General features: G+C 73.8%; 19 protein-coding genes. 8 read left to right on the forward strand and 11 right to left on the reverse strand.

What is annotated here, in order from left to right:
- Nucleotides 1-1731 (reverse strand): type I polyketide synthase (locus tag ACFYUZ_RS38500; RefSeq protein ID WP_389317650.1); only part of this gene is annotated, 1731 nt, incomplete at its 3' end.
- 197 nt (nucleotides 1732-1928) lie between these two features.
- On the opposite strand from ACFYUZ_RS38500, the gene ACFYUZ_RS38505 reads away from it, so the two are divergent.
- Nucleotides 1929-2963 (forward strand): 3-oxoacyl-ACP synthase III family protein, encoded by a 1035-nt coding sequence (locus tag ACFYUZ_RS38505; RefSeq protein WP_389317653.1) that lies wholly within the window; start codon nucleotides 1929-1931, stop codon nucleotides 2961-2963.
- Between the two features lie 106 nt (nucleotides 2964-3069).
- Here the strand turns inward: ACFYUZ_RS38505 and ACFYUZ_RS38510 are convergent, their stop codons facing one another.
- Genes ACFYUZ_RS38510 through ACFYUZ_RS38525 form a run of 4 tightly spaced genes read right to left on the reverse strand, consistent with a single transcriptional unit; the run spans nucleotide 3070 to nucleotide 7329 of the window.
- Entirely contained in the window at nucleotides 3070-4542 is a 1473-nt protein-coding gene (locus ACFYUZ_RS38510; RefSeq protein ID WP_389317656.1) for an FAD-dependent monooxygenase, read from the reverse strand.
- A 5-nt stretch (nucleotides 4543-4547) separates the two neighbouring features.
- Complete coding sequence (locus tag ACFYUZ_RS38515) at nucleotides 4548-5426, reverse strand: TIGR03621 family F420-dependent LLM class oxidoreductase (RefSeq protein ID WP_389317658.1); 879 nt, start codon at nucleotides 5424-5426, stop codon at nucleotides 4548-4550.
- Nucleotides 5423-6565: an alpha/beta hydrolase gene (locus ACFYUZ_RS38520; RefSeq protein WP_389317661.1), complete on the reverse strand. Its 1143-nt coding sequence runs from the start codon at nucleotides 6563-6565 to the stop codon at nucleotides 5423-5425. The genes ACFYUZ_RS38515 and ACFYUZ_RS38520 overlap by 4 nt, the downstream gene beginning before the upstream one ends.
- Complete coding sequence (locus ACFYUZ_RS38525) at nucleotides 6562-7329, reverse strand: 2-oxo acid dehydrogenase subunit E2 (protein ID WP_389317664.1); 768 nt, start codon at nucleotides 7327-7329, stop codon at nucleotides 6562-6564. The genes ACFYUZ_RS38520 and ACFYUZ_RS38525 overlap by 4 nt, the downstream gene beginning before the upstream one ends.
- Before the next feature lie 163 nt (nucleotides 7330-7492).
- Between ACFYUZ_RS38525 and ACFYUZ_RS38530 the strand changes: the two genes are divergently transcribed.
- The 7 genes from ACFYUZ_RS38530 (at nucleotide 7493) to ACFYUZ_RS38560 (ending at nucleotide 15259) form a co-directional block, all read left to right on the forward strand.
- Complete coding sequence (locus tag ACFYUZ_RS38530; RefSeq protein WP_389317667.1) at nucleotides 7493-8728, forward strand: cytochrome P450; 1236 nt, start codon at nucleotides 7493-7495, stop codon at nucleotides 8726-8728.
- Nucleotides 8729-8733: 5 nt separating this feature from the next.
- Complete coding sequence (locus ACFYUZ_RS38535) at nucleotides 8734-8961, forward strand: ferredoxin (protein WP_389317670.1); 228 nt, start codon at nucleotides 8734-8736, stop codon at nucleotides 8959-8961.
- Entirely contained in the window at nucleotides 8958-10586 is a 1629-nt protein-coding gene (locus ACFYUZ_RS38540) for an ABC transporter substrate-binding protein (protein WP_389317672.1), read from the forward strand. The genes ACFYUZ_RS38535 and ACFYUZ_RS38540 overlap by 4 nt, the downstream gene beginning before the upstream one ends.
- A 2-nt stretch (nucleotides 10587-10588) precedes the next feature.
- The gene (locus ACFYUZ_RS38545; protein WP_389317675.1) at nucleotides 10589-11521 is read left to right on the forward strand and encodes an ABC transporter permease; all 933 of its coding nucleotides are present in this window, start codon (nucleotides 10589-10591) and stop codon (nucleotides 11519-11521) included.
- Entirely contained in the window at nucleotides 11518-12459 is a 942-nt protein-coding gene (locus tag ACFYUZ_RS38550; protein WP_389317678.1) for an ABC transporter permease, read from the forward strand. The genes ACFYUZ_RS38545 and ACFYUZ_RS38550 overlap by 4 nt, the downstream gene beginning before the upstream one ends.
- Entirely contained in the window at nucleotides 12449-14092 is a 1644-nt protein-coding gene (locus ACFYUZ_RS38555) for a dipeptide ABC transporter ATP-binding protein (RefSeq protein WP_389317680.1), read from the forward strand. The genes ACFYUZ_RS38550 and ACFYUZ_RS38555 overlap by 11 nt, the downstream gene beginning before the upstream one ends.
- Before the next feature lie 102 nt (nucleotides 14093-14194).
- Nucleotides 14195-15259 (forward strand): LLM class flavin-dependent oxidoreductase, encoded by a 1065-nt coding sequence (locus ACFYUZ_RS38560; protein WP_389317683.1) that lies wholly within the window; start codon nucleotides 14195-14197, stop codon nucleotides 15257-15259.
- On the opposite strand, the gene ACFYUZ_RS38565 is transcribed toward ACFYUZ_RS38560, so the two are convergent.
- From ACFYUZ_RS38565 to ACFYUZ_RS38590, 6 genes are all read right to left on the reverse strand, one after another.
- Entirely contained in the window at nucleotides 15199-16251 is a 1053-nt protein-coding gene (locus ACFYUZ_RS38565) for an LLM class flavin-dependent oxidoreductase (protein WP_389317686.1), read from the reverse strand. The genes ACFYUZ_RS38560 and ACFYUZ_RS38565 overlap by 61 nt on opposite strands.
- A 71-nt stretch (nucleotides 16252-16322) precedes the next feature.
- On the reverse strand, nucleotides 16323-17093 hold the full coding sequence (locus tag ACFYUZ_RS38570) for a BTAD domain-containing putative transcriptional regulator (protein WP_389317690.1): 771 nt from the start codon (nucleotides 17091-17093) through the stop codon (nucleotides 16323-16325).
- A 40-nt stretch (nucleotides 17094-17133) separates the two neighbouring features.
- Nucleotides 17134-17727, reverse strand: a complete 594-nt coding sequence (locus ACFYUZ_RS38575; RefSeq protein WP_389317693.1) for a flavin reductase family protein — start codon at nucleotides 17725-17727, stop codon at nucleotides 17134-17136.
- 44 nt (nucleotides 17728-17771) lie between these two features.
- The gene (locus ACFYUZ_RS38580) at nucleotides 17772-20681 is read right to left on the reverse strand and encodes an AAA family ATPase (RefSeq protein WP_389317696.1); all 2910 of its coding nucleotides are present in this window, start codon (nucleotides 20679-20681) and stop codon (nucleotides 17772-17774) included.
- A 173-nt stretch (nucleotides 20682-20854) separates the two neighbouring features.
- Entirely contained in the window at nucleotides 20855-22390 is a 1536-nt protein-coding gene (locus ACFYUZ_RS38585; RefSeq protein ID WP_389317699.1) for an MFS transporter, read from the reverse strand.
- Between the two features lie 121 nt (nucleotides 22391-22511).
- A partial coding sequence (locus tag ACFYUZ_RS38590) for a beta-ketoacyl reductase (RefSeq protein WP_389317702.1) occupies nucleotides 22512-23402 on the reverse strand: 891 nt, incomplete at its 5' end.

Raw genomic sequence — 23402 nt, forward strand, 5'->3', positions numbered from 1 at the left:
TTCGCGGCCCATGCCGGGGCGTTGGCTGCCCTGGCCGGTGAAGAGGAAGGCGGTCTTGCCGGTGAGTGCGGTGCCGGTGGTCAGGCCGGTGGCCTCACCGCCCTGGGCGAGGGCGGTGAGGGCGGTGAGCAGGGTGTCGCGGTCGGTGGTGTCGAGGACGGCGCGGTGGTCGAAGCGGGCGCGGGCGGCGAGGGCGCCGGCGATCTGTGGTGCCGGCACGTCGGGGTGGTCGGTGGTGTAGGTGTGGAGCTGTCGGGCCTGGTCGTGCAGGGCCTGCTGGGTCTTGGCCGACAGCAGCCAGGGCAGATCGGCGGGTTCGGGGGTGTCGGCGGCCGGGGTTTCCTCGGGGGCCTGCTCGATCACGACGTGCGCGTTCGTCCCGCTGATGCCGAACGACGACACGCCCGCGCGGCGCGGCCGGTCGTTCCGTACCGGCCAGGGCTGCTCCTGGGTGAGGAGTCGTACGGTGCCGTCCGACCAGTCGACGTGGTCCGTCGGTTCGTCGACGTGCAGGGTCCGGGGCAGCACCCCGTTCCGCATCGCCATGATCATCTTGATGACGCCCGCGACGCCCGCCGCGGCCTGCGTGTGACCGATGTTCGACTTGATCGAGCCCAGCCACACCGGTTCGTCGCCGCTCCGGCCCTGTCCGTACGTGTTGATGAGCGCCTGCGCCTCGATCGGGTCGCCGAGGGTCGTGCCGGTGCCGTGGGCCTCGACCGCGTCGACCTGATCGGCCGTCAGCCGGCCGTTGGCGAGGGCCTGGCGGATGACGGCCTCCTGCGCGAGGCCGTTGGGCGCGGTGAGGCCGTTGCTCGCGCCGTCCTGGTTCGCGGCCGTGCCGCGGATCACCGCGAGCACCGGGTGGCCGTTGCGGCGGGCGTCCGAGAGACGCTCCAGGACGAGCAGCGCGGAGCCCTCGCTGAAGCCGGTGCCGTCCGCGCCGGAGGCGAAGGCCTTGCAGCGGCCGTCGGCCGCGAGCCCGCGCTGCCGGCTGAACTCGGTGAGCAGCACCGGGGACGCCATGACCGTCGCGCCGCCGGCCAGCGCGAGCGAGCACTCGCCCTGCCGCAGCGACTGGGTGGCGAGGTGCAGCGCGACCAGCGAGGCCGAGCAGGCGGTGTCGATGGTGAGCGCGGGACCTTCGAGGCCCAGGGTGTAGGCGATCCGGCCGGAGGCCACGCTCGTCGTGTTGGTGACGAGGTAGCCCTCCAGCTCGGGGCGGATCTCCTCGGGACGCGCGTAGTCCTGGGCGATGGCGCCGACGAACACGCCGGTGTCGCTGCCGCGCAGGCTGTCCGGGGAGATCCCGGACCGCTCCAGGGCCTCCCAGGCGGTCTCCAGGAGCACCCGCTGCTGCGGCTCCATCGCCTCGGCCTCGCGCGGGCTGATGCCGAAGAAGCCGGCGTCGAAGAGGCCCGCGTCGTGCAGGAAGCCGCCCTTGGCCACGTACGTGGTGGCCTGGGCGTCGGAGTCCGGGTCCGGCGCGTGCAGCCGGTCGAGGTCCCAGCCGCGGCCCTCGGGGAAGTCCGTGACGGCGTCGCCGCCGGCGGCGAGCAGCCGCCACAGGTCCTCGGGGCTGCGCACACCGGCCGGGAAGCGGCAGCCGATGCCGACGATCGCGATCGGCTCGTGCGCCGCGGCCTCGACGTCGGTCAGCCTCTGCCGGGTCTGCTGCAGGTCGGTCGTCACCCGCTTGAGGTAGTCCCGGAGTTTTGCTTCGTTGGCCATGAACCCATCCCTCGCGATGCCAGACGGTCTTCCGGGCAACGTCGCCGACGCGGCTTGCGGGCTGCTTAGCGTGACCTAAAGCCGTCGCCGAGCCGTGGCGGTCCCCCCTTGACCGGCGCGGATGTTCCGTACGGCGCCTAAGGGCCTCTTTAGACAGCCGTCAGCGGGGCGTCAGCCGGGCGGCCGAAAGTGGCGGGATGGAAGCCTCGGAAATCCACATCCTGTCCGTGGGCACCGCCCTGCCCGGTGACCCCCTGGAGAACGCGGACCTGGCCCGGCACTTCGGCATGGACCCGATCTGGGAGGAGTGGGTCGACGCCTTCGTCGGGACCCGGGCCCGGCACCTGTCGGTGGACCTGAAGACCGGCAGGCTCCGGTCCACCCTCGCCGACCTGGCCACCGAGGCCGGTGCCCGTGCCCTGGCGGACGCCGGTCTCGGGCCCGGCGACATCGACCTGGTCGTCCTCGGCACCGCCACGCCCGACCAGCTGATGCCCGCGACCGTCAACATCGTCGCGGACCGGCTCGGGATCGACGGCGTGCCGACCTACCAGCTGCAGTCGGGCTGCGCGGGCGCCTTCCAGGCCCTCGACGTCGGCAGCCAGATGCTGCGGGCCGGCGGGCACCGCACGGCCCTGGTGATCGGCGGTGAGCTGTGCTCCCGGCACTACGACCCGGGCGTCGACCTCACGAAGCTCGACTCGGGCGAGCTGGTCAACTTCGTGCTGTTCGGCGACGGCGCCGGCGCGGCCGTGCTGACCGCGGAGCCGACCGAGGGCGCGCCGGTGATCCGCCGGGTCCTCAACCGGCTGACCGGGCGGGGCCGTGAGCCGGGCCAGATCGTGGAGTGGACCGGCGCGCTCGACCGGGCCGACGCGGACCGCGCGCACATCAAGGAGGACTACAAGGCGATCGAGGAGTCCGTCCCGGTGATGTCCCGGGAGATCGCCGAGGAGCTGCTCGGCGATCTGGGCTGGGCGGTCACGGACGTGGACTACCTGCTGCCGCCCCAGCTGTCGGGGCGCATGACGCGGCGGATCGTCGAGGGCCTGGACATGCCGCTCGCGGAGGAGATCACCCGCGTCGACACCATCGCCAACACGGGCAACGCGATGCCGTTCTTCCAGCTGGAGGAGGTCCTGCCGCAGTTGGTGCCGGGAGACCGGGTCCTCGGCATCTCCGTCGAGTCCAGCAAGTGGCTGAAGGCGGGCTTCGCCCTCGAACTGGCCTGACCCCGCCCCGCACGTCTCCGTGTCCCGTACGACATCCCGTACGAGACATCCCGTACGAAGAAGCGCCCGCGATCCTCGCGGGCGCTTCTTCCGTCTCCTCGCTCGCTCAGCGCGGCGCGCCGAACCAGTTCTTCAGGGCCGTCTCCAGCGAGCCCGAGCCCTCGGCCCATACGACGTGCCCGTCCGGGCGCAGCAGTACGGAGCCGGTCGCGCCGGCCGCGGAGGCGGGCGCGACGCCGATCCGGTCGGCCCAGGCCGCGGCGGTGGCCGTGAACGAACCGTCCCCGCCGTCCCCTTCGTCCTCCCCGACGAGCAGCAGGCCGCGGCCGTCGTGGAGGAGTGGCGCGGCGCCGGGGACACGGCCGCCGAGCGCGGGGTCGGGGTCGGGGACGGCGGAGCCGGAGGGGCCGTCGGCGCCCAGGCGGTAGCGCAGGTCGACGCCGGTCACCAGCTCGACCAGATACCGGTTGACGTCGTCGAAGCGGGCGAGGTCCGCGACGAGCGAGCGGGCCCCGGCGGTGCGGGCCGCCGGGTGCATCAGGGCCAGCTGGGCGTCGAGCGCGAGCCGGGCCCGCTCGCCCTCCGGGTGGCGCTCGGCGTGGTACGTGTCGAGCAGGCCGGGCGGCGCCCAGCCGGCCAGATCCGCGGCGAGCTTCCAGCCGAGGTTGACGGCGTCCTGCAGGCAGGTGCTCAGGCGCAGTCCGCCCAGCGGGTAGAAGGAGTGCGCCGCGTCGCCGGCGAGGAACACCCGGCCGGACCGGTAGCGTTCGGCGTTGCCGCTGTGGCTGGTGAAGCGGTGGGCCCACAGCACCTCGCGGGCCGGCAGCGGCTGCCCGGTGAGGTGTTCGACCTCGCCCTGGAGTTCCTCCGCGGCGACGGGGCCCGACGGAGCGGGGGGCGTGGCGCCGAACACGGTGGTGATCACCCGCAGCACTCCGGGCCCGGCGGGCGCGCCCGAGTAGACCCCGCCGGCGGGCAGGTAGTGCGCGCCGAGGTGGTGGACGGCGAGCTCGGAGAAGTCGGCCGTGACGTCGCCGACGACGCCCGACACGGTCCAGCCGCTGCCCGGGAAGTCGATGCCCGCCAGGCGGCGCACGGTGCTTCCGGCGCCGTCGGCCGCGACCACGTACGAGCCGCGCAGCGTGGACTCGCCCGTGGAGGTGCGCAGTCTCAGCGTCACGTGTCCGGTGGACCGGCGGAGTTCCGTCACCTCGTGGCCCCGGCGGACGTCCACGCCGAGTTCGCGGGCCCGCCGCTCCAGGACCTCGGTCAGCCGGGACTGGGGCACGAGGAGTCCGGTGCCCACCTCGGGCCGGCCGGCGGCGAGCCGCTCGGGACGCAGCCACAGCAGGGAGAAGTGCGCGCCGGGCAGCGGGAGTCCGGACGCGCGCAGCTCGTCGGCCAGGCCCCGCTGTTCGAGGAGCGCGACGACGCCCGCGTTGACGGCCTGGCCGGGGGCGTGCGGGTCGGGCGCGTCGCGTCGGTCGAGGACGACGACGGGCGCGCCGGCCAGGCCGAGCTCGCAGGCGAGCATCAGACCGGTGGGGCCGGCGCCCACGACGATCACGGGGTCGGTCACGGGGGTCATCCTTTCCGCAGGAGCGGGATCACGGGGGCGAAGTCGTGGAGGTGGGCGGCGAGGACCATGTACGACGTGAGGGCGTACCGTTCGTGGCCGCGGCGGATCTGCCCGGCGATCTCCTCGTGGGTGCCGATCAGCACGGAGGGCAGGTCGAGGAGCTGGTCCGTGGTCAGGTGCGGGGCGAGCGCGGGACGCAGCCGCTCGGCGGCGGCCCGCCGGTCGTCGGTGACGACGACCTTCTTGACGCCGGTGTTCAGTTCGGGGGAGCGGCCGAGTTCGGCGGCCCGGGCGCGGACGCCGGCCACCTGGGCGGCGAACTCCTCGGGGCCGATGAGCACGAAGCCGCCTCCGGGCGGGAGTTCGGCGCCGAGGAAGCAGACGGTGTCGGCCCGGCGGGCGGCGAGTTCCAGCTCCTCCGGTTCGCCGGCGCCGATCATCAGCCGGGGCCGGGGCGTCCGGAACGGCCGGGGCAGGTGTGCCGGGTCGGTGAGCAGCCGGTCGAGCACGTCGACGGTCTCGGCGAGCCGCTTCCGCTTGTCCGCGGCGGTGAGCGAGGCCGTCGCGGTGCTGCCGGTCTGGCCCGCGTGCAGGCCGACGCAGAGCCGTCCGCCGGTGAGCCGGTCGGTGCCGGCGATCTCCCGGGCGAGCACCTCGGGGTCCCACAGCGCGGTGTTGGTCAGGTAGGTGGCGACCTCGATCCGTTCGGTGGCCGCGGCGGCGGCCACCAAGGACGGGAACGGCGCGGTCATGCCCAGGTGGTCGGTGGTCGCGAGGGTGTCGTAGCCGAGCCGTTCGGCCTCCCGGGCGATGCCGGGCCAGTCGGCGTCCTGGACGATCTGACTGACCCCGAACCGGAACACGGGTACCGGCCCGGCGGTCACGACCGCTCCCCGGACGGCTCCGCCGGGGCGGAGCCGCGACCGCCCGTCCCGGTCAGCCGTTCGCGGGCCCGGAGCGCGGTCAGGGCGAGGCCGAGGAACCGGCGCTGGGGACCGTGACCGCCGAGGGCGTCCAGGGCGGAACGCAGGCTCCACAGCCGGGACTCGGCGACGTGGGACGGCGAGCCGTGCACGTCGTCGTGGACGAGCAGCCGCAGGTCGCGCACGTGGTTCTCGAGGAGCAGCCGGTCGCCGGGCGGGATGATCTCGTCGCGCGCGCTCACCGTGTACGCCACGGGCACCTGGATCGCCGAGAGTTCGTCCGGCGTCAGCGCCAGGTCCGCGAGCCGGGGCAGGACGGTGTCCGGGGTGTGGCCGGTGAGGTGGGCCAGGGTGTCGACGGTGACCCGGGGCACCCGGGGCCGCCACTCGGCGTCCGTGAAGAAGGCGCCGATCGGCGCGCCGGCCGTCACCACGCCCTGGATCCGCTTGTCGTGGAGGGCCGCCCGCAGCGCCATGTGACCGCTGAAGCTCATCATCACGGCGACGGTCCGGTCGGTGTCCGCGCGGTCCGCGAGGGCGTCGAGGATCTCGGGGACCATGCGGTGGCTCTCCGCCCCGTAACGCTGCTCGTTCTCCCCGACGCCCGGCATCTCGGCGGCGACGACGGCCAGGCCCAGCCGCCCCGCCCTGGCGAGGATCGGACCGAACTGCTCCTTCACGCTGACGATGCCGCCGCTGAGCAGCAGCACGGGCGCGCGTTCGCCGCCGCGCGGGGCGAGCCCGGCCGCCCAGCAGCGCACCCGGCCGCCGGGGAGGTCGAGGTCGACCCGCTGGATCCCGGAGGTGTCGCCGAGCCGCCAGCGGTCGAAGGAGGCGACGGTGCGCTCCTGCGCGTCGGCGCGCGCCGGGCCGTCCACGTAGGGGAAGCGGGCGATGTTGAAGTGCCGTCCGGCCTCCACCTCCCGGCCCCGCCGCTCCAGTTCGACGCCGGCCTCGGTCCACTCCCGGGCCCAGGAGCCGGGCTCGCCGTCCTCGTCGTGCCGGATCCGCCCGAGGACCTGGGCCAGCCGCCCGCCCGGGATGCCGAGGATGCGGCCGTGCACCTCCACGAACCGCTTCAGCTCCGTGACGTCGTTCACCGCAGCGCCTCCTCGGCCGAGTAGCCCTCCAGCGACTCCTTGACCTCGGTGAGGACGTCCGCCGCCTCCGCGCCGTCGATCACGCGGTGGTCGAAGGTGAGGTTCAGCCGCATCACGGGGGCGCTCGTCAGCTCGCCGTCCCGCACCACGGGGCGCTCCGCGACCCGGCCCACGCCGAAGGTGAGGGTCGTGCCGCCCACCGAGTGGAAGCCGTCGACGGCCCGGTGGCCCAGGGACGACACCGAGAAGGTGCCGAAGAAGCGCGGGTGGGCGAGGAGCGGGCGCACCGCGCGGCGGTAGGCGGCGCGCGCGAGCAGCGACGGCAGCCGGTGCAGCAGCAGCATCGGGGCGAACTCCGGCACGGTCTCCGGGTCGCCGTCCCGGAAGCGCTCCAGCTCGTGCTGGATGCCCTTCAGATCGGTCCGGTCCAGGTCCGGCAGGACCGTGGAGACCACGACCCGCCGGCCGCCGACCCGCTTGTCGAGGGCGACCTTCCCGGAGACCTCGCCGTAGCGGGCGACCTTGGGGCGCAGCCGGCCGCGGATCGCGGCGTTCGCCTCCGGGTGGGCGGCGATCACCCGGGCCGCGGAGTGGAGCACGTACGTGACCACGGACAGCCGGCTGTCGCCGCGGTGGGCCTCGCGGTGCGCGAGCACCCCGGACATGTCCACCTCCGTGTCGAGGTGGACCGGCGCGAAGGGCCGTATCTCGTCGAGGAAGAAGAGCGTGTGTCGCCGCTCCCGGGCGATGGCTGCGATCTGCATCCCGCCAATCTCCGCAGCCCGGCTAAAGCACCCTTTAGCGCGGCCTAAACCCGCCTTCCGGCCGCTTCCGCGGGCGCCACCCACAGCCGTCCTTTAGAGCGGCGCAAGACACCCCTTCCACTCTTGCCCCAGCCCGAATGTCGCCGCTCGCAGGAGATCGCGCATGTCACGCCCCAGCGCCGTGGGCCTCACCACCGGAAACGCGCCGTTGCCCGACTTCCCGCAGCTGCGCACCTGCCCGTACCAGCCGCCGCCCGGCTACCGCGACCTGCGGCTCACCGAGGGACCCGTGGTGCGCGCCCGGCTCTACGACGGCCGCCCCACCTGGGTGGTCCTCGGCCACGCCGTCGCCCGTGAGCTGCTCATCGACCCGCGGCTCTCCTCCGACTGGGGGCGGCCGGACTTCCCGTCGCCGAGCCCGCGCCGCAAGGCCATCCAGAAGGCGACGATCCTCGTCGGGATGGACCCGCCGGAGCACTCCGCGTACCGGCGCCGGCTCATCCCCTCCTTCTCCGTGCGCCGCACCCGCGAGCTCGGCGAGTCGATCCACCGGCGCGCCGGTGAACTCGTCGACGCCCTCGTCGAACAGGGCCCGCCCGCGGAGATCCTGCACGACCTCGCGCTGCCGCTGTCCTCGCACACCATCTGCGGGATCCTCGGCGTGCCCTACGAGGACCACGCCTACTTCGAGGAGCAGTCGGCGCTGCTCGTCTCGCCCGACGTGTCCGAGGAGGACGCGACGGGGGCGCTCATGAACCTGCGGGACTACCTGACGTCCCTGGTGGACCGCAAGGAGAAGGAGTCCGAGCAGGGCGAGGGCCTGCTCGACACCCTGGTGCACAGGGACCTCGCCGACGGCTCGCTGTCCCGCGACGACGTGATCCGGCTCGGCATCATCCTGCTGATGGCCGGTCACGAGACCACCGCCAGCATGATCACGCTGAGCACCTTCACGCTGCTGCAGAACCCGCGCCAGCTGGCGGCCTTCCGGGCCGACCCGGACGGGGCGGCCCCGGCCGTCGAGGAGCTGCTGCGCTACCTCTCCATCGGGGACGTGGCCATGCGGATCGCCGCCGAGGACATGACCGTCGGCGACGCCCACATCAAGGCCGGCGACAGCGTCATGCTGTCCACCGCCGAGATCAACCGCGATCCGGAGGCCTTCGAGGACCCCGACGCGCTGGACCTGGGCCGCGGCGCCCGGCACCACCTCGCCTTCGGATACGGCGTGCACCAGTGCATCGGCCAGAACCTGGCCCGCGCCGAGATGCAGAGCGCCCTCACCCTGCTCTTCTCCCGCGTCCCGGGGCTGCGGCTCGCCGTCCCCGCCGAAGAGGTGGAGATCAAGCCCGCGCAGAGCGGTGTGCAGGGCATCTACGAACTCCCCGTGGCGTGGTGAGGCCGGTGCGCATCACCGCCGACTCCGGCCGCTGCATCGGCGCGGGCCAGTGCGTCCTGACCGCGCCCGACGTGTTCGACCAGGACGAGGACGGCCTCGTCGTCCTGCTGACCGACACCGTCGCCACCGAGGCGGACGCGAAGCTCGCCCGGGAGGCCGAGCACCTGTGCCCGGCCGCCGCGCTCCGGGTCGCCTCCGGCACCGACGACGCCGAGGGGCAGCCGGGAGCATGAGGACCCGTACGCAGCGCACCGCCGTCCGCCGGGCCCTGGTGGCGGCGCTGGCCCTGGCCTGCGCCGCCACCGGGTGCGGCACCGGGACCGGTCGGGCGGAGGGGCGGGACGGCCGGATCGTGTACGCCGTCGACACCCAGCCCGACTGCCTGGACCCGCAGATCAGCCCGTACGACGTGACGGCGGCCCTGGGCCGCGGCGTCTTCGACTCGCTGGTCGCCATGGACGCCCGGGGCCGTGTCCGGCCCTGGCTCGCCACGTCCTGGCAGGTCTCCGGCGACGGGCGGACGTACACCTTCCACCTGCGCGACGGCGTCCGCTTCCACGACGGCACCGCCTTCGACGCGACCGCCGTCAAGGCCACCCTCGACCACACCGTCGCACCCGAGACCAAGTCGCAGTACGCGGCCGGACTCATCTCCATGTACGAGCACGCCACCGTCGTCGACGCCCGCACCGTACGGATCCGGCTCTCCCGCCCGTACACGCCGTTCCTCCAGGTGCTGTCCACGGCCACGTTCGGCATCCAGTCGCCCACCGCGCTGCGCGCGAACCGCGGCCGGACGTGCCTGAGGCCCGTCGGCAGCGGCCCGTTCGTCTTCGCCGGCTGGACCCGCAACCGGCGGATCGACCTGGACCGCAACCCGCACTACGCGTGGGGCCCGCCGGACGCCGCCGACCGGGGACCGGCACACGTCGCCGGCCTCACCGTCGAGTTCATCCCGGAGGCCGCCTCGCGCTTCGGCGCCCTCAGCTCGGGCCAGGTCGACCTGGCCTCCGCCGTACCGCCCAGCCACGTCGGCAGGCTCCGGCACGCCGACGGCTTCCGGCTGATGCGGGCCACCCAGCCCGGCGCGCCGTACACCCTCCTGCTCAACGTCAACCGGGCGCCGCTCGACGACCCGCGCGTGCGCCGCGCCCTGCAGTGCTCCGTGCGCTTCGACGCGCTGGTGAAGGCGTTGTACTCGGGCGCGTACGAGCGCTCCTGGAGCACCCTGACGCCCGTCACCGGCGGCTACGCCCGGGCGACCGAGGGCGGTCGGCCGTACGACCCCGAGGAGGCGGCCCGGCTCCTCGACGCGGCCGGGTGGACCGGGCGCGACGAGCAGGGCTACCGCACCAGGAACGGCGTCCGCCTCACCGTCCACTGGCCCTACATGAACAGCCTGATGCGCGACCAGCGGGCGCTGCTCGGCCAGGGCATCCAGGCCGAGGCCAAGCGGGCCGGCATCGAGCTCCGGTTCACCGCCCTCGAACCCGGCGCCTACCTCCAGAAGGCGGTCGGCCGCGACGCCGACGTCCTCGCCTTCAGCTGGAACCGCGCCGAACCCGACATCCTGCGGACCTTCTTCGACTCCGCGCAGACCGGCGACAAGGGCGGCGTCAACGCCTTCGGACTCGCCGACCCGCAGCTCGACGGCTGGCTCCGCGAGGCCTCCGCCACCCGCGACCCCGCCCGCCGCACGGCCCTGTACGCGAAGGCCCAGGCACGCGTGAACGACCAGGCCTACGCCCTGCCCGTGTACGCCCCCGCCACCCTCCTCGGGGTCTCCGACCGGGTGCGCGGCGTGACCTTCGACGTCCAGGCGTACCCCCGCTTCCACGACGCCCGGCTGGAGGACTGACGGTGCTGCCCCTGCGCTGGTTCGCGCGCCGGCTGCTGCTGGCCGCCCTGGTCGTCTTCGGCGCGGCCAACGCCGTCTTCTTCGCCTTCCGGCTGCTGCCCGGCGACCCGGTGCGCAGCGTGCTCGGCTCCACCAACCCCACGCCCGAACTCGTGGCGCGGGTACGGCACGACCTCGCCCTCGACGAGCCGCTCGCCGTGCAGTACGGGCGGTTCATGCGCGGGCTGCTCACCGGCGACCTCGGCGAGTCCTTCCAGCTGCAGCAGCCGGTCGGCGAGGTGATCGGCGGGCAGCTGTGGCCCACCGTCCAGCTCGCCGTCGCGGCCCTGCTGCTCGCGCTGCTCGTCTCGGTGACCCTGGCCGTGCTCACCGCCCACCGGCCGCGGGTCCGGCGGATCGCCTCCTCCCTCGAACTCGTCGCCGCCTCCACCCCGGCCTTCTGGACCGGTCTGCTCCTGCTGGCGCTGCTCTCCTTCCGGCTCCGCTGGTTCCCGGCGATGGGAGGCAGCGGCGCCGCCGCCCTGGCGCTCCCGGCGGTCACCCTCGCGGCCGGTCTCGTGGGCGCCTTCACCCAGGTGCTGCGGGAGGAGCTGGAACGGGCCCTGGAACAGCCCTTCGTGCTCACCGCGCGAGCCCGGGGCGGCGGCGAGACCGCGATCCGGCTCCGGCACGCCCTGCGGCACGGGCTGATCCCGCTGATCACCCTGTCCGGCTGGGCGGTGGGCGCGCTGTTCGGCGGCGCGGTGGTGGTGGAGACCGTCTTCAGCCGCCAGGGCCTGGGCCAGGTCACGGCCGCCGCCGTGGCCGGCCGCGACCTGCCGGTGGTGACGGGCGTGGTGCTGGTCTCCGCCGTCGCCTTCGCCCTGATCAACCTCGCGGTGGACGTGCTCTACCGGCTCGTGGACCCGCGCATCGACGAGAGGAGCATCGGATGACCGCGTCCGCCTCGGCCTCCGCGTCCGCCTCGGCCTCCGGGCTCGGTGCCGCGGCCGGCGCCGACGGGACGACCGCCGACGCCCCGGGCCACGCCGCTCCCGGGGGCCCGCGCCGTGCCCCGCGCCGGTTCAGGCCCGGGGTGGCGCTGGCCGCGGTGGTGCTCCTGGCCGTCGCCGTCGCCGCCGCGGCGCCGGACCTGGTCGCGCCCCGGCAGCCGGACCTCATCGACCCGGTCGACGCGCTCGCGGGGCCCGGCTCCGGGCACTGGCTGGGCACCGACCAGCTGGGACGCGACGTGCTCAGCCGAATCGTGCACGGGGCCCGCACCTCGCTGGTCATCGGGTTCGGCGCGACCGCCCTCGCCGTCGTGGCCGGCTCGCTGCTCGGGGTGTTCGCCGCGACGGCGGGCCGGGCCGTCGACCAGGTCCTGATGCGCGGCACCGACATCCTGATGGCCTTCCCCGGGCTGATGCTGTCGCTGGTGGTCGTCGCCGTCCTCGGCCCCGGCACCGGCAACGCCACCCTGGCCATCGGCGCCTCCCTGCTGCCCGGCTTCGTCCGGCTCGCCCGTGGCCAGGCGCTCGCCATCCGCGACAGCGACTACGTGCAGGCGGCACGGGTGACGGGCCGCGGCCGGGCGTCGATCCTGTTCCGGCACCTGCTGCCCAACGCCCTGCCGCCGCTGCTCGTCCTGGCCACGGTCGACGTGGGCAGCGCCGTCATCGCCGGGTCCACCCTCAGCTTCCTCGGCCTCGGCCCGCAGCCGCCCTCGCCCGAGTGGGGCGCGATGCTCGCCGAGGGCCGCGACCACCTGGACACCGCGTGGGCGTCGGCCGTCTTCCCCGGCCTGGCCATCACCGTCACCGTCGTCTCCGTGACGGTCGTCGGCCGGGCCCTGCAGCGCCGCTTCGACCGGAGGGACGGCCGTGAACACTGACACCACCCGCGCGGAGCGGGCCCTCGTCACCGTGGAGGACCTGCGGATCTCCTTCGGCCGCGGCCGCGACCGCACCGAGGTCGTGCACGGCGTGGACCTCGCGCTGCGGGCCGGCGAGTGCCTGGCCCTGGTCGGCGAGTCGGGCTCCGGCAAGACCCTCACCGGCCGCACCCTCGCCGGACTCACCGGTCCCGGCGCCACCGTGACCGCCCGGACCCTCGACTTCGACGGCCGGGACCTGACCGCCCTCGACGAACGCGCGTGGCGGCGGCTGCGCGGCGCCGAGATCGGCCTGGTGCTCCAGGACGCGCTGGTCTCCCTCGACCCGCTGCGCCGGGTCGGCGCCGAGATCGAGGAGTCGCTCGCCAACCACGGCATCGGCACCCGCCGCGACCGGCCGGGCCGGTCCGTCGAGCTGCTGCGCGAGGTCGCCGTGCCCGAATCCGAGCGGCGGGCCCGGCAGTTCCCGCACCAGCTCTCGGGCGGGCAGCGGCAGCGGGCGCTGATCGCCTCCGCCCTCGCCGCGGGACCCCGCGTCCTGATCGCCGACGAGCCGACCACCGCGCTCGACATGACCGTGCAGGCGCAGATCCTCGACCTGCTCGCCGTCCGCCGGGACGCGGGCACCGCCGTGCTGCTGATCAGCCACGACCTGGCGGCGGTCGCCCGGCTCGCCGACCGGATCGCGGTGATGCGGGACGGCCGGATCGTGGAGAGCGGCCCCGCCGCGCGGGTCCTCGCCGCCCCCGCCCATCCGTACACCCGCCGTCTCCTCGACGCGGTCCCGGACGCCCGTGCCGCCCGCCGACGGAGCACCGGACGCGGCGGCGCCGGTACGGAGGTGCTCCGCGCCGAGGGCCTGGTGAAGCGTTACGGCGGGCCCGGCGGCGGCATGACCGCGCTCGACGACGTGTCCTGTGTGCTGCACGCGGGCGAGACGCTCGGCGTCCTCGGCGAGTCCGGCTCCGGAAAGTCCACGCTGGCCCGGATCGTGCTCGGGCTCACCGAGCCTGACCGGGGGACGGTGACCCTGCTCGGCCTGCCCTGGTCCGGTGCCGGCGAACGCTCGCGGGCCGCCCGGCGGGGCCGGATCCAGCTGGTGCAGCAGGATCCGCTGTCCTCCTTCGACCCGCGCTGGACGGTGGAGCGGATCGTGGCCGAGGCGCTCGGCGCCGGCGGCCGGCGGGCCGCGCGCCGCCACCGGGAGCGGGTCGTCGAACTCCTGGGCCTGGTCGGCCTGGGACCCGAGCTGCTCGGCCGCGGCCCGCGCGGGCTGTCCGGCGGCCAGCGGCAGCGGGTGGCCATCGCCCGCGCGCTCGCGCCGGAACCGGACGTGCTGGTCTGCGACGAGCCGGTCTCCGCGCTCGACGTCTCCGTGCAGGCGCAGGTGCTCGACGTGTTCGACCGGGTCCGCGAACGGCTGGGCGTGGCAATGCTGTTCATCTCGCACGACCTCGGCGTCGTGCGTCACGTCAGCGACCGGGTCGCGGTGATGCGGGCGGGCCGCGTCGTCGAGACCGGCCCGGCCGAGCAGGTCTTCACCCGCCCGGAACACCCCTGGACCCGACAGCTGCTGGGAGCGGCGACCCCTGTCCTCCCGCCGGTCGGGCAGGACGCCGGGAGCCCGGCGTGACGCTCCGGCGGGCCGACGGCACCGTGCCGCGGTCCGCCGTGTCCTCAACCACCCTGGCCGGGCCCTCGGGCTCCGGCCGTGTCCGACGATCGTGAGTCGCCCATGAACGACACCGCCCCCTTCCGTCTGTCCGTGCTCGACACGGTGCCCGTCTTCCACGGGGTTCCGGCCGCCCGGTCGCTGCGGGAACTCCTGGAGCTCGCACCGGAGGTGGAGCGGCTCGGCTACCACCGCTACTGGCTGGCCGAGCACCACAACATGCCGGCCTTCGGCACCTCCACGCCGCCCGTGCTCATAGGGCAGCTGGCCGGCGTCACCTCGACGCTGCGGATCGGTTCGGGCGGCGTGATGCTGCCCAACCACGTGCCGTACGTCGTGGCCGAGCAGTTCGCCACCCTGGAGGTCTTCCACCCGGGCCGGATCGACCTCGGCGTCGGCCGCGCGCCGGGCGGCGAGCCCGCCACCGCCCGGGCGCTGCGGCGCACCGGCGACCCGGCGCACGAGGGCGCCTTCGGCGAGCAGCTGGCCGAGCTGATCGGCTACCTGTCGCCGTCCGCGGCGGACGCCCGCCCGCCGGTCGCGGTCTGTCCGCCGGTCGAGAACCCGCTGCCGGTGTGGCTGCTGGGCACGAGCGCCTCCAGCGCCTCGCTCGCGGCCCGGCTCGGCCTGCCGTACGCCTTCGCCCACCACCTCAACCCGTCGGGGACGGAGGCGGCGGTGGCACGCTACCGCGAGGAGTTCCGTCCCTCGGAGAGGCTGGAACGGCCCTATGTCGCGGTGTCCGCGCAGGTGGTCGTGGCCGACACGGACGAGGAGGCCGAGTACCAGGCCGGGCCCATCAAGGTGGCCCATGTGGAGGGGCGGATCAATCCGCTGACCCTCTTCCGGACGCCCGAGCAGGCGGCGGGCTATCCGTTGACGGAAGGTCACCGTCGCTATCTGGAGGGGCACTTCGCTCCGCAGATCGTGGGCGGTCCGGAGACCGCGCGTCGGCGCCTCGCCGACTTCCGGTCCCGTACGGGCGCCGACGAACTGCTCGCGACGGCGCCCGTGTTCGGCCTCGAGGCCAGGGTCCGGACGTTCCGGCTCCTCGCCGAGGCGGTGGATCAGACCGCGGCGACCGGGGCGGGTGAGCTCAGCCCGGCCAGCTCGGCGAGCAGCTCGTAGGACCGCACGCGCTCGTCGTGGTCCTCGACCACGCTGAGCATCATCAGCTCGTCGGCGCCGGTGGCCTTGACGAGCTCGGTGATCCGCTGCCGCACGGTCTCCGGTGCGCCGAAGATCTGCGGGTCGTACATCTGGTCGACGACCGCCCGCTCCTCCGGGGAGAAGGAGAAGCGGGCGGCCTCCTCGGCGGGCGGGAAGTACGGGTTCTGGCCGCGCAGCGACTGGGCGGTGATCATCCGCAGTGGTGCGCTGAGCGCGGCCGCGCGCTCGTCGTCCTCGGTCACGGCGCCGAAGGCGGCGATCATCGCGTACGGCTCGGAGAGGTACGGCGAGGGACGGAACTCGGAGCGGTAGGCGTCCATCGCGGCCAGCGTGCCGTGCGGGGCGAAGTGGTGCGCGTAGGCGAAGGGCAGGCCCAGGGCGGCGGCGAGCTGTGCGCTGTAGCCGCTGGAGCCGAGGAGCCAGACGGGGACGGACTGTTCCCTCGCCGGCACGGCCGACACGACTCCCCGTGCGGCCTCGGCCGGGGCGGAGCCCCCGGGCGGCGCGAAGTAGCCGAGGAGCTCCTGGATCTGCGCCGGGAAGTCGTTGCCCCCGAGCGGGCCGGCCTGGCGGCGCAGCGCCCTGGCCGTGAGCGGGTCGGTGCCGGGGGCGCGGCCGAGACCGAGGTCCACCCGGCCGGGGTGCAGGGCGGCCAGGGTGCCGAACTGCTCGGCGACCACCAGCGGCGGGTGGTTGGGGAGCATCACGCCGCCGGCCCCCACCCGCAGTCGGGTGGTGGCGGCGGCGATCTGTCCGGCGAGGATCGCCGGGGACGAGGTCGAGAGGGACGGCATGTTGTGGTGCTCGGCCAGCCAGAAGCGGTGGTAGCCGAGCCGGTCGACCTCGCGGGCGAGCCGGATGGTGTTGCGCAGCGAAACGGTCGCGCTCGACCCCCGCCACACCGGAGCGGTGTCCAGGACGGACAGTCGGATTCCCAGTTCAGTGGTCATGGAACGAGAATATGGGGACTGTCCCCGTTTTTCAACACGGCCCGGGCACCGCCGGTTTCGCACCGTCTGGTTCACGCCGCTCTGGTCAGTGCGGGAGCCGAGTCCAGGAGGATCTCCTGGTGCAGTTCGTGCAGCTGACGGCACGGACCGATCCCGAGCTCCCGGTCGAGCGCCGAACGCACCGTGTGGAAGGCCTGGAGCGCGTCGGCCCGGCGGTCGGAGCGGTACAGGGCGAGCATCAGCTGACGGTGGAACGCCTCGATGAGCGGGTGCTTGGACACCAGCGCGTAGAGCGGACCCACCAGCTCGCGGTGGCGCCCGAGCGCCAGATCGGCCTCGTTGCGCAGCTCGACGCACTCCAGCCGGGTCTCCTCCGCCCACGTGGCGAACTCGTCCACGATGTCGCCGCCGCGCAGCTCGCCGAGGACGGTGCCGCGCCACAGCGCCAGCGCCTGGCCGCACAGTGCGGAGACCTCCGCGTGCCGGCCCGCCCGCGCCGCCGCCCGGCCCTGCTGGGCCAGGCGCTGGAAGTCGTGGGCGTCCAGGGTGTGCTCGCCGCCGAGCTCCAGGACGTAGCCCGGGAAGCGGGTGACGATGGGGCCCCGCGTCCGGCTCGCGCCCTTCAGCATCTTGCGCAGCTGGGATATGTACACGTGCAGCGTGGCGGTGGCCCGGCGCGGCGGATCGTCCCGCCAGATTTCGCCGCACAACTGGTCGGTGGATATGACGTTCCCCGCGCGGACCAGCATGGCGGCGAGAAGGCATTCCACCTTCGGCGCGCTGATGGTGAATGCCTCGTCGGCGTCCGTCATTCGGAGGCTGCCCAGGATTTCGAAACGCATGTTTTTTTTGACCTTCCGGAGATCACGAGACCGACAACGCTCAGCGCGACACTGAGCCGTAGCGACCGTCGAGATAGACGAGGGGACTGGCCGGGGCGCCTTGACGCGCGTGAATCGGCTGCGCGATCACCACGCTGTGATCGCCGGCGGGCAGGTCGTACACCTTGCGGCAGACCAGGGCGGCCGGAACGCCGTCGAGCAGTGGCACGCCGTGCGGGCCGGGGCTCCAGCGGGTCGGCGGAGCGAAGCGGTCGGCGCCGCTGCGTGCGAACACGGACGCGAGTTCCCGCTGGTCGTGGGCCAGCAGATGCACCGCCACGTACTCCGCGGCGCAGACCGTGGCCCACGACGACGCGTTTCGGCCGACTCCGAAGGACACCAGAGGGGGAGCGGACGAGACGGAGGCGAGTGAGGTCGCGGTGAAACCGACGGGCTGTCTCTCGCCCATCGCCGTGATGATCGCCACACCGGCCGGATGCGCCCGGAAAACGCCCCGGAACGCGTCTTCCGTGATCGGCTCCTCCACCACGGTGCCGGTGGCCGGACACCGGGCGGAAGCGGACCAGACGTGATGATGGGCGACCCCGTCGTGACTCACTACAACTCCCTGAAGAACCGCGTCGGCGTCGGTCATTTCCCCACGCCGTTCATTGCCGTGCCTTCAGGCTCACAGAAGGATCACGTAACGGCATCAGTGGAAATACGTACGGCCATCAATCGAGCCAATTCCGCACGTGAACCGATCTCCAACTTGCGGTAGATCCGGGACAGATGGACCTCCACGGTGCGCGGACTCAGCCTCAGCGCCTCGGCGATCTCCCTGGTCCGCCGGCCGGTTCCGGCCTCCCGGGCGACCTCCCGCTCGCGCTCGGTCAGCACTTCGAGACCGGTGACCGACGGGATCGGGCCGGGCAGCAACGCGTGGCAGCCGCGACCGAGCGAGTTCTCCAGCGGTGCGTCCGGACTCAGCCGGGCGAGCAGCAGCACGTCCCACTGCTCGGCCAGCTCCTGCGCGGACGCCCACAGCTCCGCGGCCCGTTCCGGCCGGCTGCTGTTGCTCGCCGCCCTGGCCGCCCGGATCCGGGTCGTCAGCCGGTGCAGCCGCAGTTGGGCGCTGTCGAAGGCCCGTTCTCCCTCCTGGTACAGCGTCACCGCCGCGTCCCACTCGCCCTGCTCGGAGAGCAGGTGCCCCCGGGCCACGAGCGCGTACGCGCGGTTGTGCGGCAGGCGCAGCGCCTGCGCGGCGCCGTTCGCCCGGTCGGCCCACCGCGAGGTGCTGCCGGCGCTCCCGGCGCCGCCGGACAGCGACGCCAGGGCGAGCAGTTCGAAGCCCCTCGGCCGCAGCGTCGGCTCCAGCTCGGCGAGCTCGGTCCCGCCGAGATCCAGGAGCAGGCTCACACAGCGGTCCGGGGCGCCCTGCAGCAGCAGTGCCTCGCTCAGGGAGAGGACGGCGGCGCCGTGCCAGCGGCAGGTCGAGCGCCGCAGGCTCTGCACGGCCTGCTCGGTGAGCGCGGAAGCCCGGCTGCTGCCCGGCGCGTCCGCGTAGGTCACGCACAGCGCCTCCTGGGCCAGGGCCACCGCCCGCAGCTGCTGGGCGCCCAGGTAGCCCGCGAGTTCGGCGGCCTCCGCGGCGGACCTGCGGGCGCTCGCCAGCCGCCCCTGCCGCAGCTGGACCTCGGCGAGCCCGCTGAGCAGCACCGGCAGCATCGCGTTGTGCGAGCAGTCCCGGACCACCGACGTGCCGCGCTCGTAGAACGACTCGGCCTCGCGCGGCCGACCGAGTGCCATGGCGCACCAGCCGAGGAGCGCAAGGTACTCGCTGTGGTAGTAGACGTCGGTGGTCGAGAGCTCGTCCATCTGGCGCACGGCGGCGTCGTACGAGGCCAGTGCCTGGGGCATCCGGCCCGCCGTGAGCTCCCCGAGCGCGTGCAGCGCCATGGCCCCGGCCAGCGTGGTGCGTTTCCCGCCGGCCCGGGCGAGGACCAGCGCCTGGGCCGCGATCTTGGGCAGGTGCTCGTCGCCCCGCATCGAGGAGACGATTCCCCGGTAGATGGTCAGCTGGGCCAGAACATCGTTGTCGGCGCCCGTGGAGCGCAGCTCGGCGATCGCGGCCGTGACCAGTTCCGCGGCCTCGCTGAACCGGCCCTGGAGACATTCCACGATCACGCAGAGCCGCACCGCGGCCTGGTGCGCCTCGCCGGGTTCCAGCGCCGAGTCCTGCGTCAGCTGCACCCGCAGCCCGGCGTCGTCGGTGAGGTAGTTGGCCGCCCGCAGCGCCCGGGCCAGCGGCGGGATCAGCCCGAGCAGCCGGCCGGTGGGCTGCTCGGACGCGGGCAGTCCGTGCAGTGCCGTGAGCAGCCAGCGCACGGCGTCGTACGGTGCGGTCTGCTCGGCCTCCTGCCCGGCCCTCGCGAGCGTCTCCAGGTCCTCCGGGGTGAAGGAGGTGGTCGAGAGCTCGATGTGCACGGCACGCTCCGAGGCCGAGGCGGACCGGCGGTTGAGCACGGTCAGTGCCCTGCGGTGGGCCTGTGAGCGCCAGCAGCGGTCGGCCTGGTCGTGCAGCACCCGGCGGAGCATCCGGTGCCGGAAGCCCAGGAGCGTGCCGGAGCAGCGCAGCGGCCGCAGCACGTCCAGCTGGATCAGCGCGTTGACGACGGCGCAGGTCTCGTCGACGGGCAGCTCCGAGACGGCCGCCAGCTCGTCCCGGCTGAACCGGTCGCCGAGGACGGCCGCGGACTCGGCCACGAGCCGTTCCGCCGGGTCCAGCCCGGCCAGTTCGGCCGCCAGCGGCGCGAGGCGCCCGGTGAGCAGCTGGGTGCGCGGGTCCGTGCCCTTCGTGGCCGACTCCTCCTGCGCCAGCAGGTAGAGCGGTTGGCCGTTGCTCTCGTGGAGCGCCGACGGCAACCAGGCCGTGTCGGGGCGTACGCCGAGCAGCCGGGCCGCCTGGTCCAGGTCGAGCGGCGGCAGGTCGATGCGCTCCACCCGGCCCTGCTCGGCGCCCTGGGCGAGGGTGCTGAGCAGCGAGGGCGCGGCCTGCCGCGGCCGGTGCGCGACCACCAGCAGGACCGGGGCCTGGAAGGTCCAGCGGGCCAGGTGGTCGGCGAGCGCGAGCGACTGCGGGTCGGCCCAGTGGAAGTCGTCCAGAACGAGCAGCAGGCCGTGGTCGGCGGCCTGGCTCAGGAGCGCGTGCAGCGCCTGGGAGAGCTGCAGCGGCGACAGTTCGGTGCCCCGGCCGCCCAGCCGGGCGCAGAGGCCGGCCCGCAGCAGCTCGGCGTGCTCGCGCGAGAGGGCGGACAGCCGGTCGGCCGTCATGATGCCGTTCACTGCACGGGTGAAAACGTGCAAAGGTTCGTCAAGTTCGGAGGGGTAGCAGCGTCCGTCGAGCACCGTGACGCCTCGGTCGCGTGCGACGGAGGTCAGCTGGGTCAGCAGTCGGCTCTTGCCCGAACCGGGCTCTCCGAGCAGCTCGACGATGCCTCCCCGGCCTTCCTGCAGCGCCTGCAGCGCGCCCAGCAGTTGTAAGGATTCCCTGTACCGGACCGATGACGTGCTCTGTTTGGCGATCAGCGACATGGTTGTGGTGACCATCCCTTCCCCCTTGGGCCGACGTCTCGCATGGAGCAATCCTGATCACTCAACCACGATGGTACGAGCGCTTTGTTACGGCGGCCCGAGCCGGAGGATGTCCGTCGTGCGGGCACACGAACGCGCCCTGACCGGCGAGAACCGGCCAGGGCTGCGCGTGGAGTCGCGAAAGGGAATTACAGTGACGTGACGTGCTGCACGGGGTTGCCGGACTGCTCCGAGGAGTCCTCCGTGCCCTGCTCCGCGCCACCGCCCATCGGGACGGAACGCATGACGAAGGTGAGCAGGATCGTGAGGGCGGTGAAGCCGGCGCCCCAGGCGAAGGCCGTGGTGACGCCCTCGGTGAGGACGAAGTCCGCGGTGCCCTTGGTGTCGAGACCGGCCGGGACCTCGTCGGCGGCGCCCCGGCTCGCGGCGCCGAACACGGTCACCATGATGGCGAGGCCCAGCGCGCCGCCGATCTGCTGCATGACGTTCAGCAGACCGGACGCGGCGCCGGTCTCCTCGGGCGCGACGCCGGACATCAGGATGGTGGTGACGCCGACGAGCAGGGTGCCCATGCCGAGACCGGCGACGACCATGGGGCCGAGCATCCCGGAGACGAACTGGGCCTCGGGGGTGAGCTGGGCGAACCAGATCAGGCCGACGCTGATGGCGGCGGCGCCGACCGCGGTCAGGACGCGCGGCCCGGTCCTGGGCAGGATCTTGGCGGCGATGCTGGAGGTGGCCAGAATCAGCAGTGCGAGCGGCACGAAGGCCAGACCCGTCTGGATCGGGGTGAAGCCCCGCACCTCCTGGAGGAACTGGGTGAGGAAGAAGAACATCGAGTTGCCGGCCGCCATCACGAACAGCAGCGAGAGGTAGCCGGTCGCGCGGTTGCGGTCGGCGAACAGCCGCAGCGGGGTGATCGGCTGCTTGGCGTGGTTCTCGACGAAGACGAAGACCACGAGCAGCACGACGGCGGCGGCGAAGGAGGCCAGGGTCAGCGCGTCGCCCCAGCCGCTCTCGGCGGCCCGGATGAAGCCGTAGACCAGGGCGGTCATGCCGAGGGTGGAGGTGAGCGCGCCGCCGAGGTCGAAGCCGGCGGGCTTGCGCTCGGTCTCGTGGATGAACATCGGGGCCGCGATCAGCAGCACGATGCCGATCGGCACGTTGATGAAGAGCACCCAGCGCCAGGACAGCCAGTCCGTCAGCAGGCCGCCGCCGATGAGGCCGATGGCCGCGCCGGAGCCGGAGACCGCCGCGTACATGCCGAGGGCCTTGGCCCGGGCCTTCTCGTCGGTGAAGTGGGTCGCGATGAGGGCGAGCACGGTGGGCGCGGCGAAGGCGGCGCCGATGCCCTGCAGGGCGCGCGCGGCGAGCAGCATCGCGGCCGAGTTGGACAGGCCGCCGAGCAGCGAGGCCGCGGTGAAGATCGTGACGCCGACGAGCAGCCCGCGGCGGTGGCCGAGGACGTCTCCGGCGCGACCGCCGAGGAGCAGCAGGCCGCCGAAGGTCAGCAGGTAGGAGCTGAGGACCCAGGAGAGTCCGGTGGGGGTGAAGTCGAGCGCGACCTTGAGGTCGGGCAGGGCGATGTTCACCACGTTCACGTCGAGGATGAGCATCGTCTGGAGGGTGAGCACGATGAGGAGCACCATGCCGTTGCGGCGACCGGCCGCCTCGGCGGTGGGCGGGCTCTGGCCCGCGGCGCTCGTGACGGTCTTTTCACTCATGATTCGGCATCTCCTCGAGGAGCTAAACGGGGACGTTCCACGGTTCTCTTCGAACATACAGGGACCGTCCCCGTTTAGCAATCGGCAACGGCGCCGCGCCAGTTGACGCCACGCCGACGGCTCAGTTGACGCCGAGCTCCCGGTCGATGAAGTCGAAGAGGTCGTCGTCGGTCGCCTCCGTCAGCTCCACCGCGTTCGCCTCCGCCGCGTCGCCGCCCTCCGACTCGAGGCGGAGCAGGAGGTCGCGCACCCGGCCGGTCAGCCGGCCGCGACCGCCCTCGCCCGCGCCCAGCGACACGAGCCGCGCCTCGATCCGGTCGAGCTCGGCGAGAGCCGACGCCACCGGGTCCTCCTCGGCCGGGGCGAGCGCCGTCAGCAGGTGCCGGGCGAGCGCCGACGGCGTCGGGTGGTCGAACACCAGCGTGCTCGGCAGCCGCAGACCCAGCTCCGCGCCCAGCCGGTTGCGCAGCTCCACCGAGGTCAGCGAGTCGAAACCCAGCTCCTTGAAGGGCCGCTCGGTGCCGACGCCCGCCGCGTCCGTGTGCCCGAGCACCGTCGCCACGTGACCGCGCACCAGCCCGAGCAGCAGGTCGAGGCGCTCGGGACCGGCCAGCGCGGCGAGCCGCTCCCGGACCCCGGTGCCCCCGTCCGCCGCGGCCGAGGCGCCGCCCGACGCCTTCCGCACCGTCCGGCCCTCGCCGGCCAGCTCGCCGAACAGCGGCGGCAGCGAGCCCGCCCGGGCCCGCGACCGCAGCGCCGCCGGATCGAGCCCGACGCCCACGGCCAGCGGCTGCCCGCCTTCGAGCGCCGCGTCGAAGAGAGCGAGCCCCTCCTCGTTGCCCAGCGGCAGGATGCCGTCCCGCGCCATCCGCGCCAGATCCGCGTCCCCGAGCTTCTCCGTCAGCGAGCTGCGCTTCTCCCAGAGTCCCCAGGCGAGGCTGGTGGCGGGTTGTCCGTGGGTGTGGCGGTGGTGGGCGAGGGCGTCGAGGAAGGTGTTGGCGGCGGCGTAGTT

It is taken from the genome of Streptomyces sp. NPDC004266 (genome assembly GCF_042874095.1).
Taxonomy (GTDB): domain Bacteria; phylum Actinomycetota; class Actinomycetes; order Streptomycetales; family Streptomycetaceae; genus Streptomyces.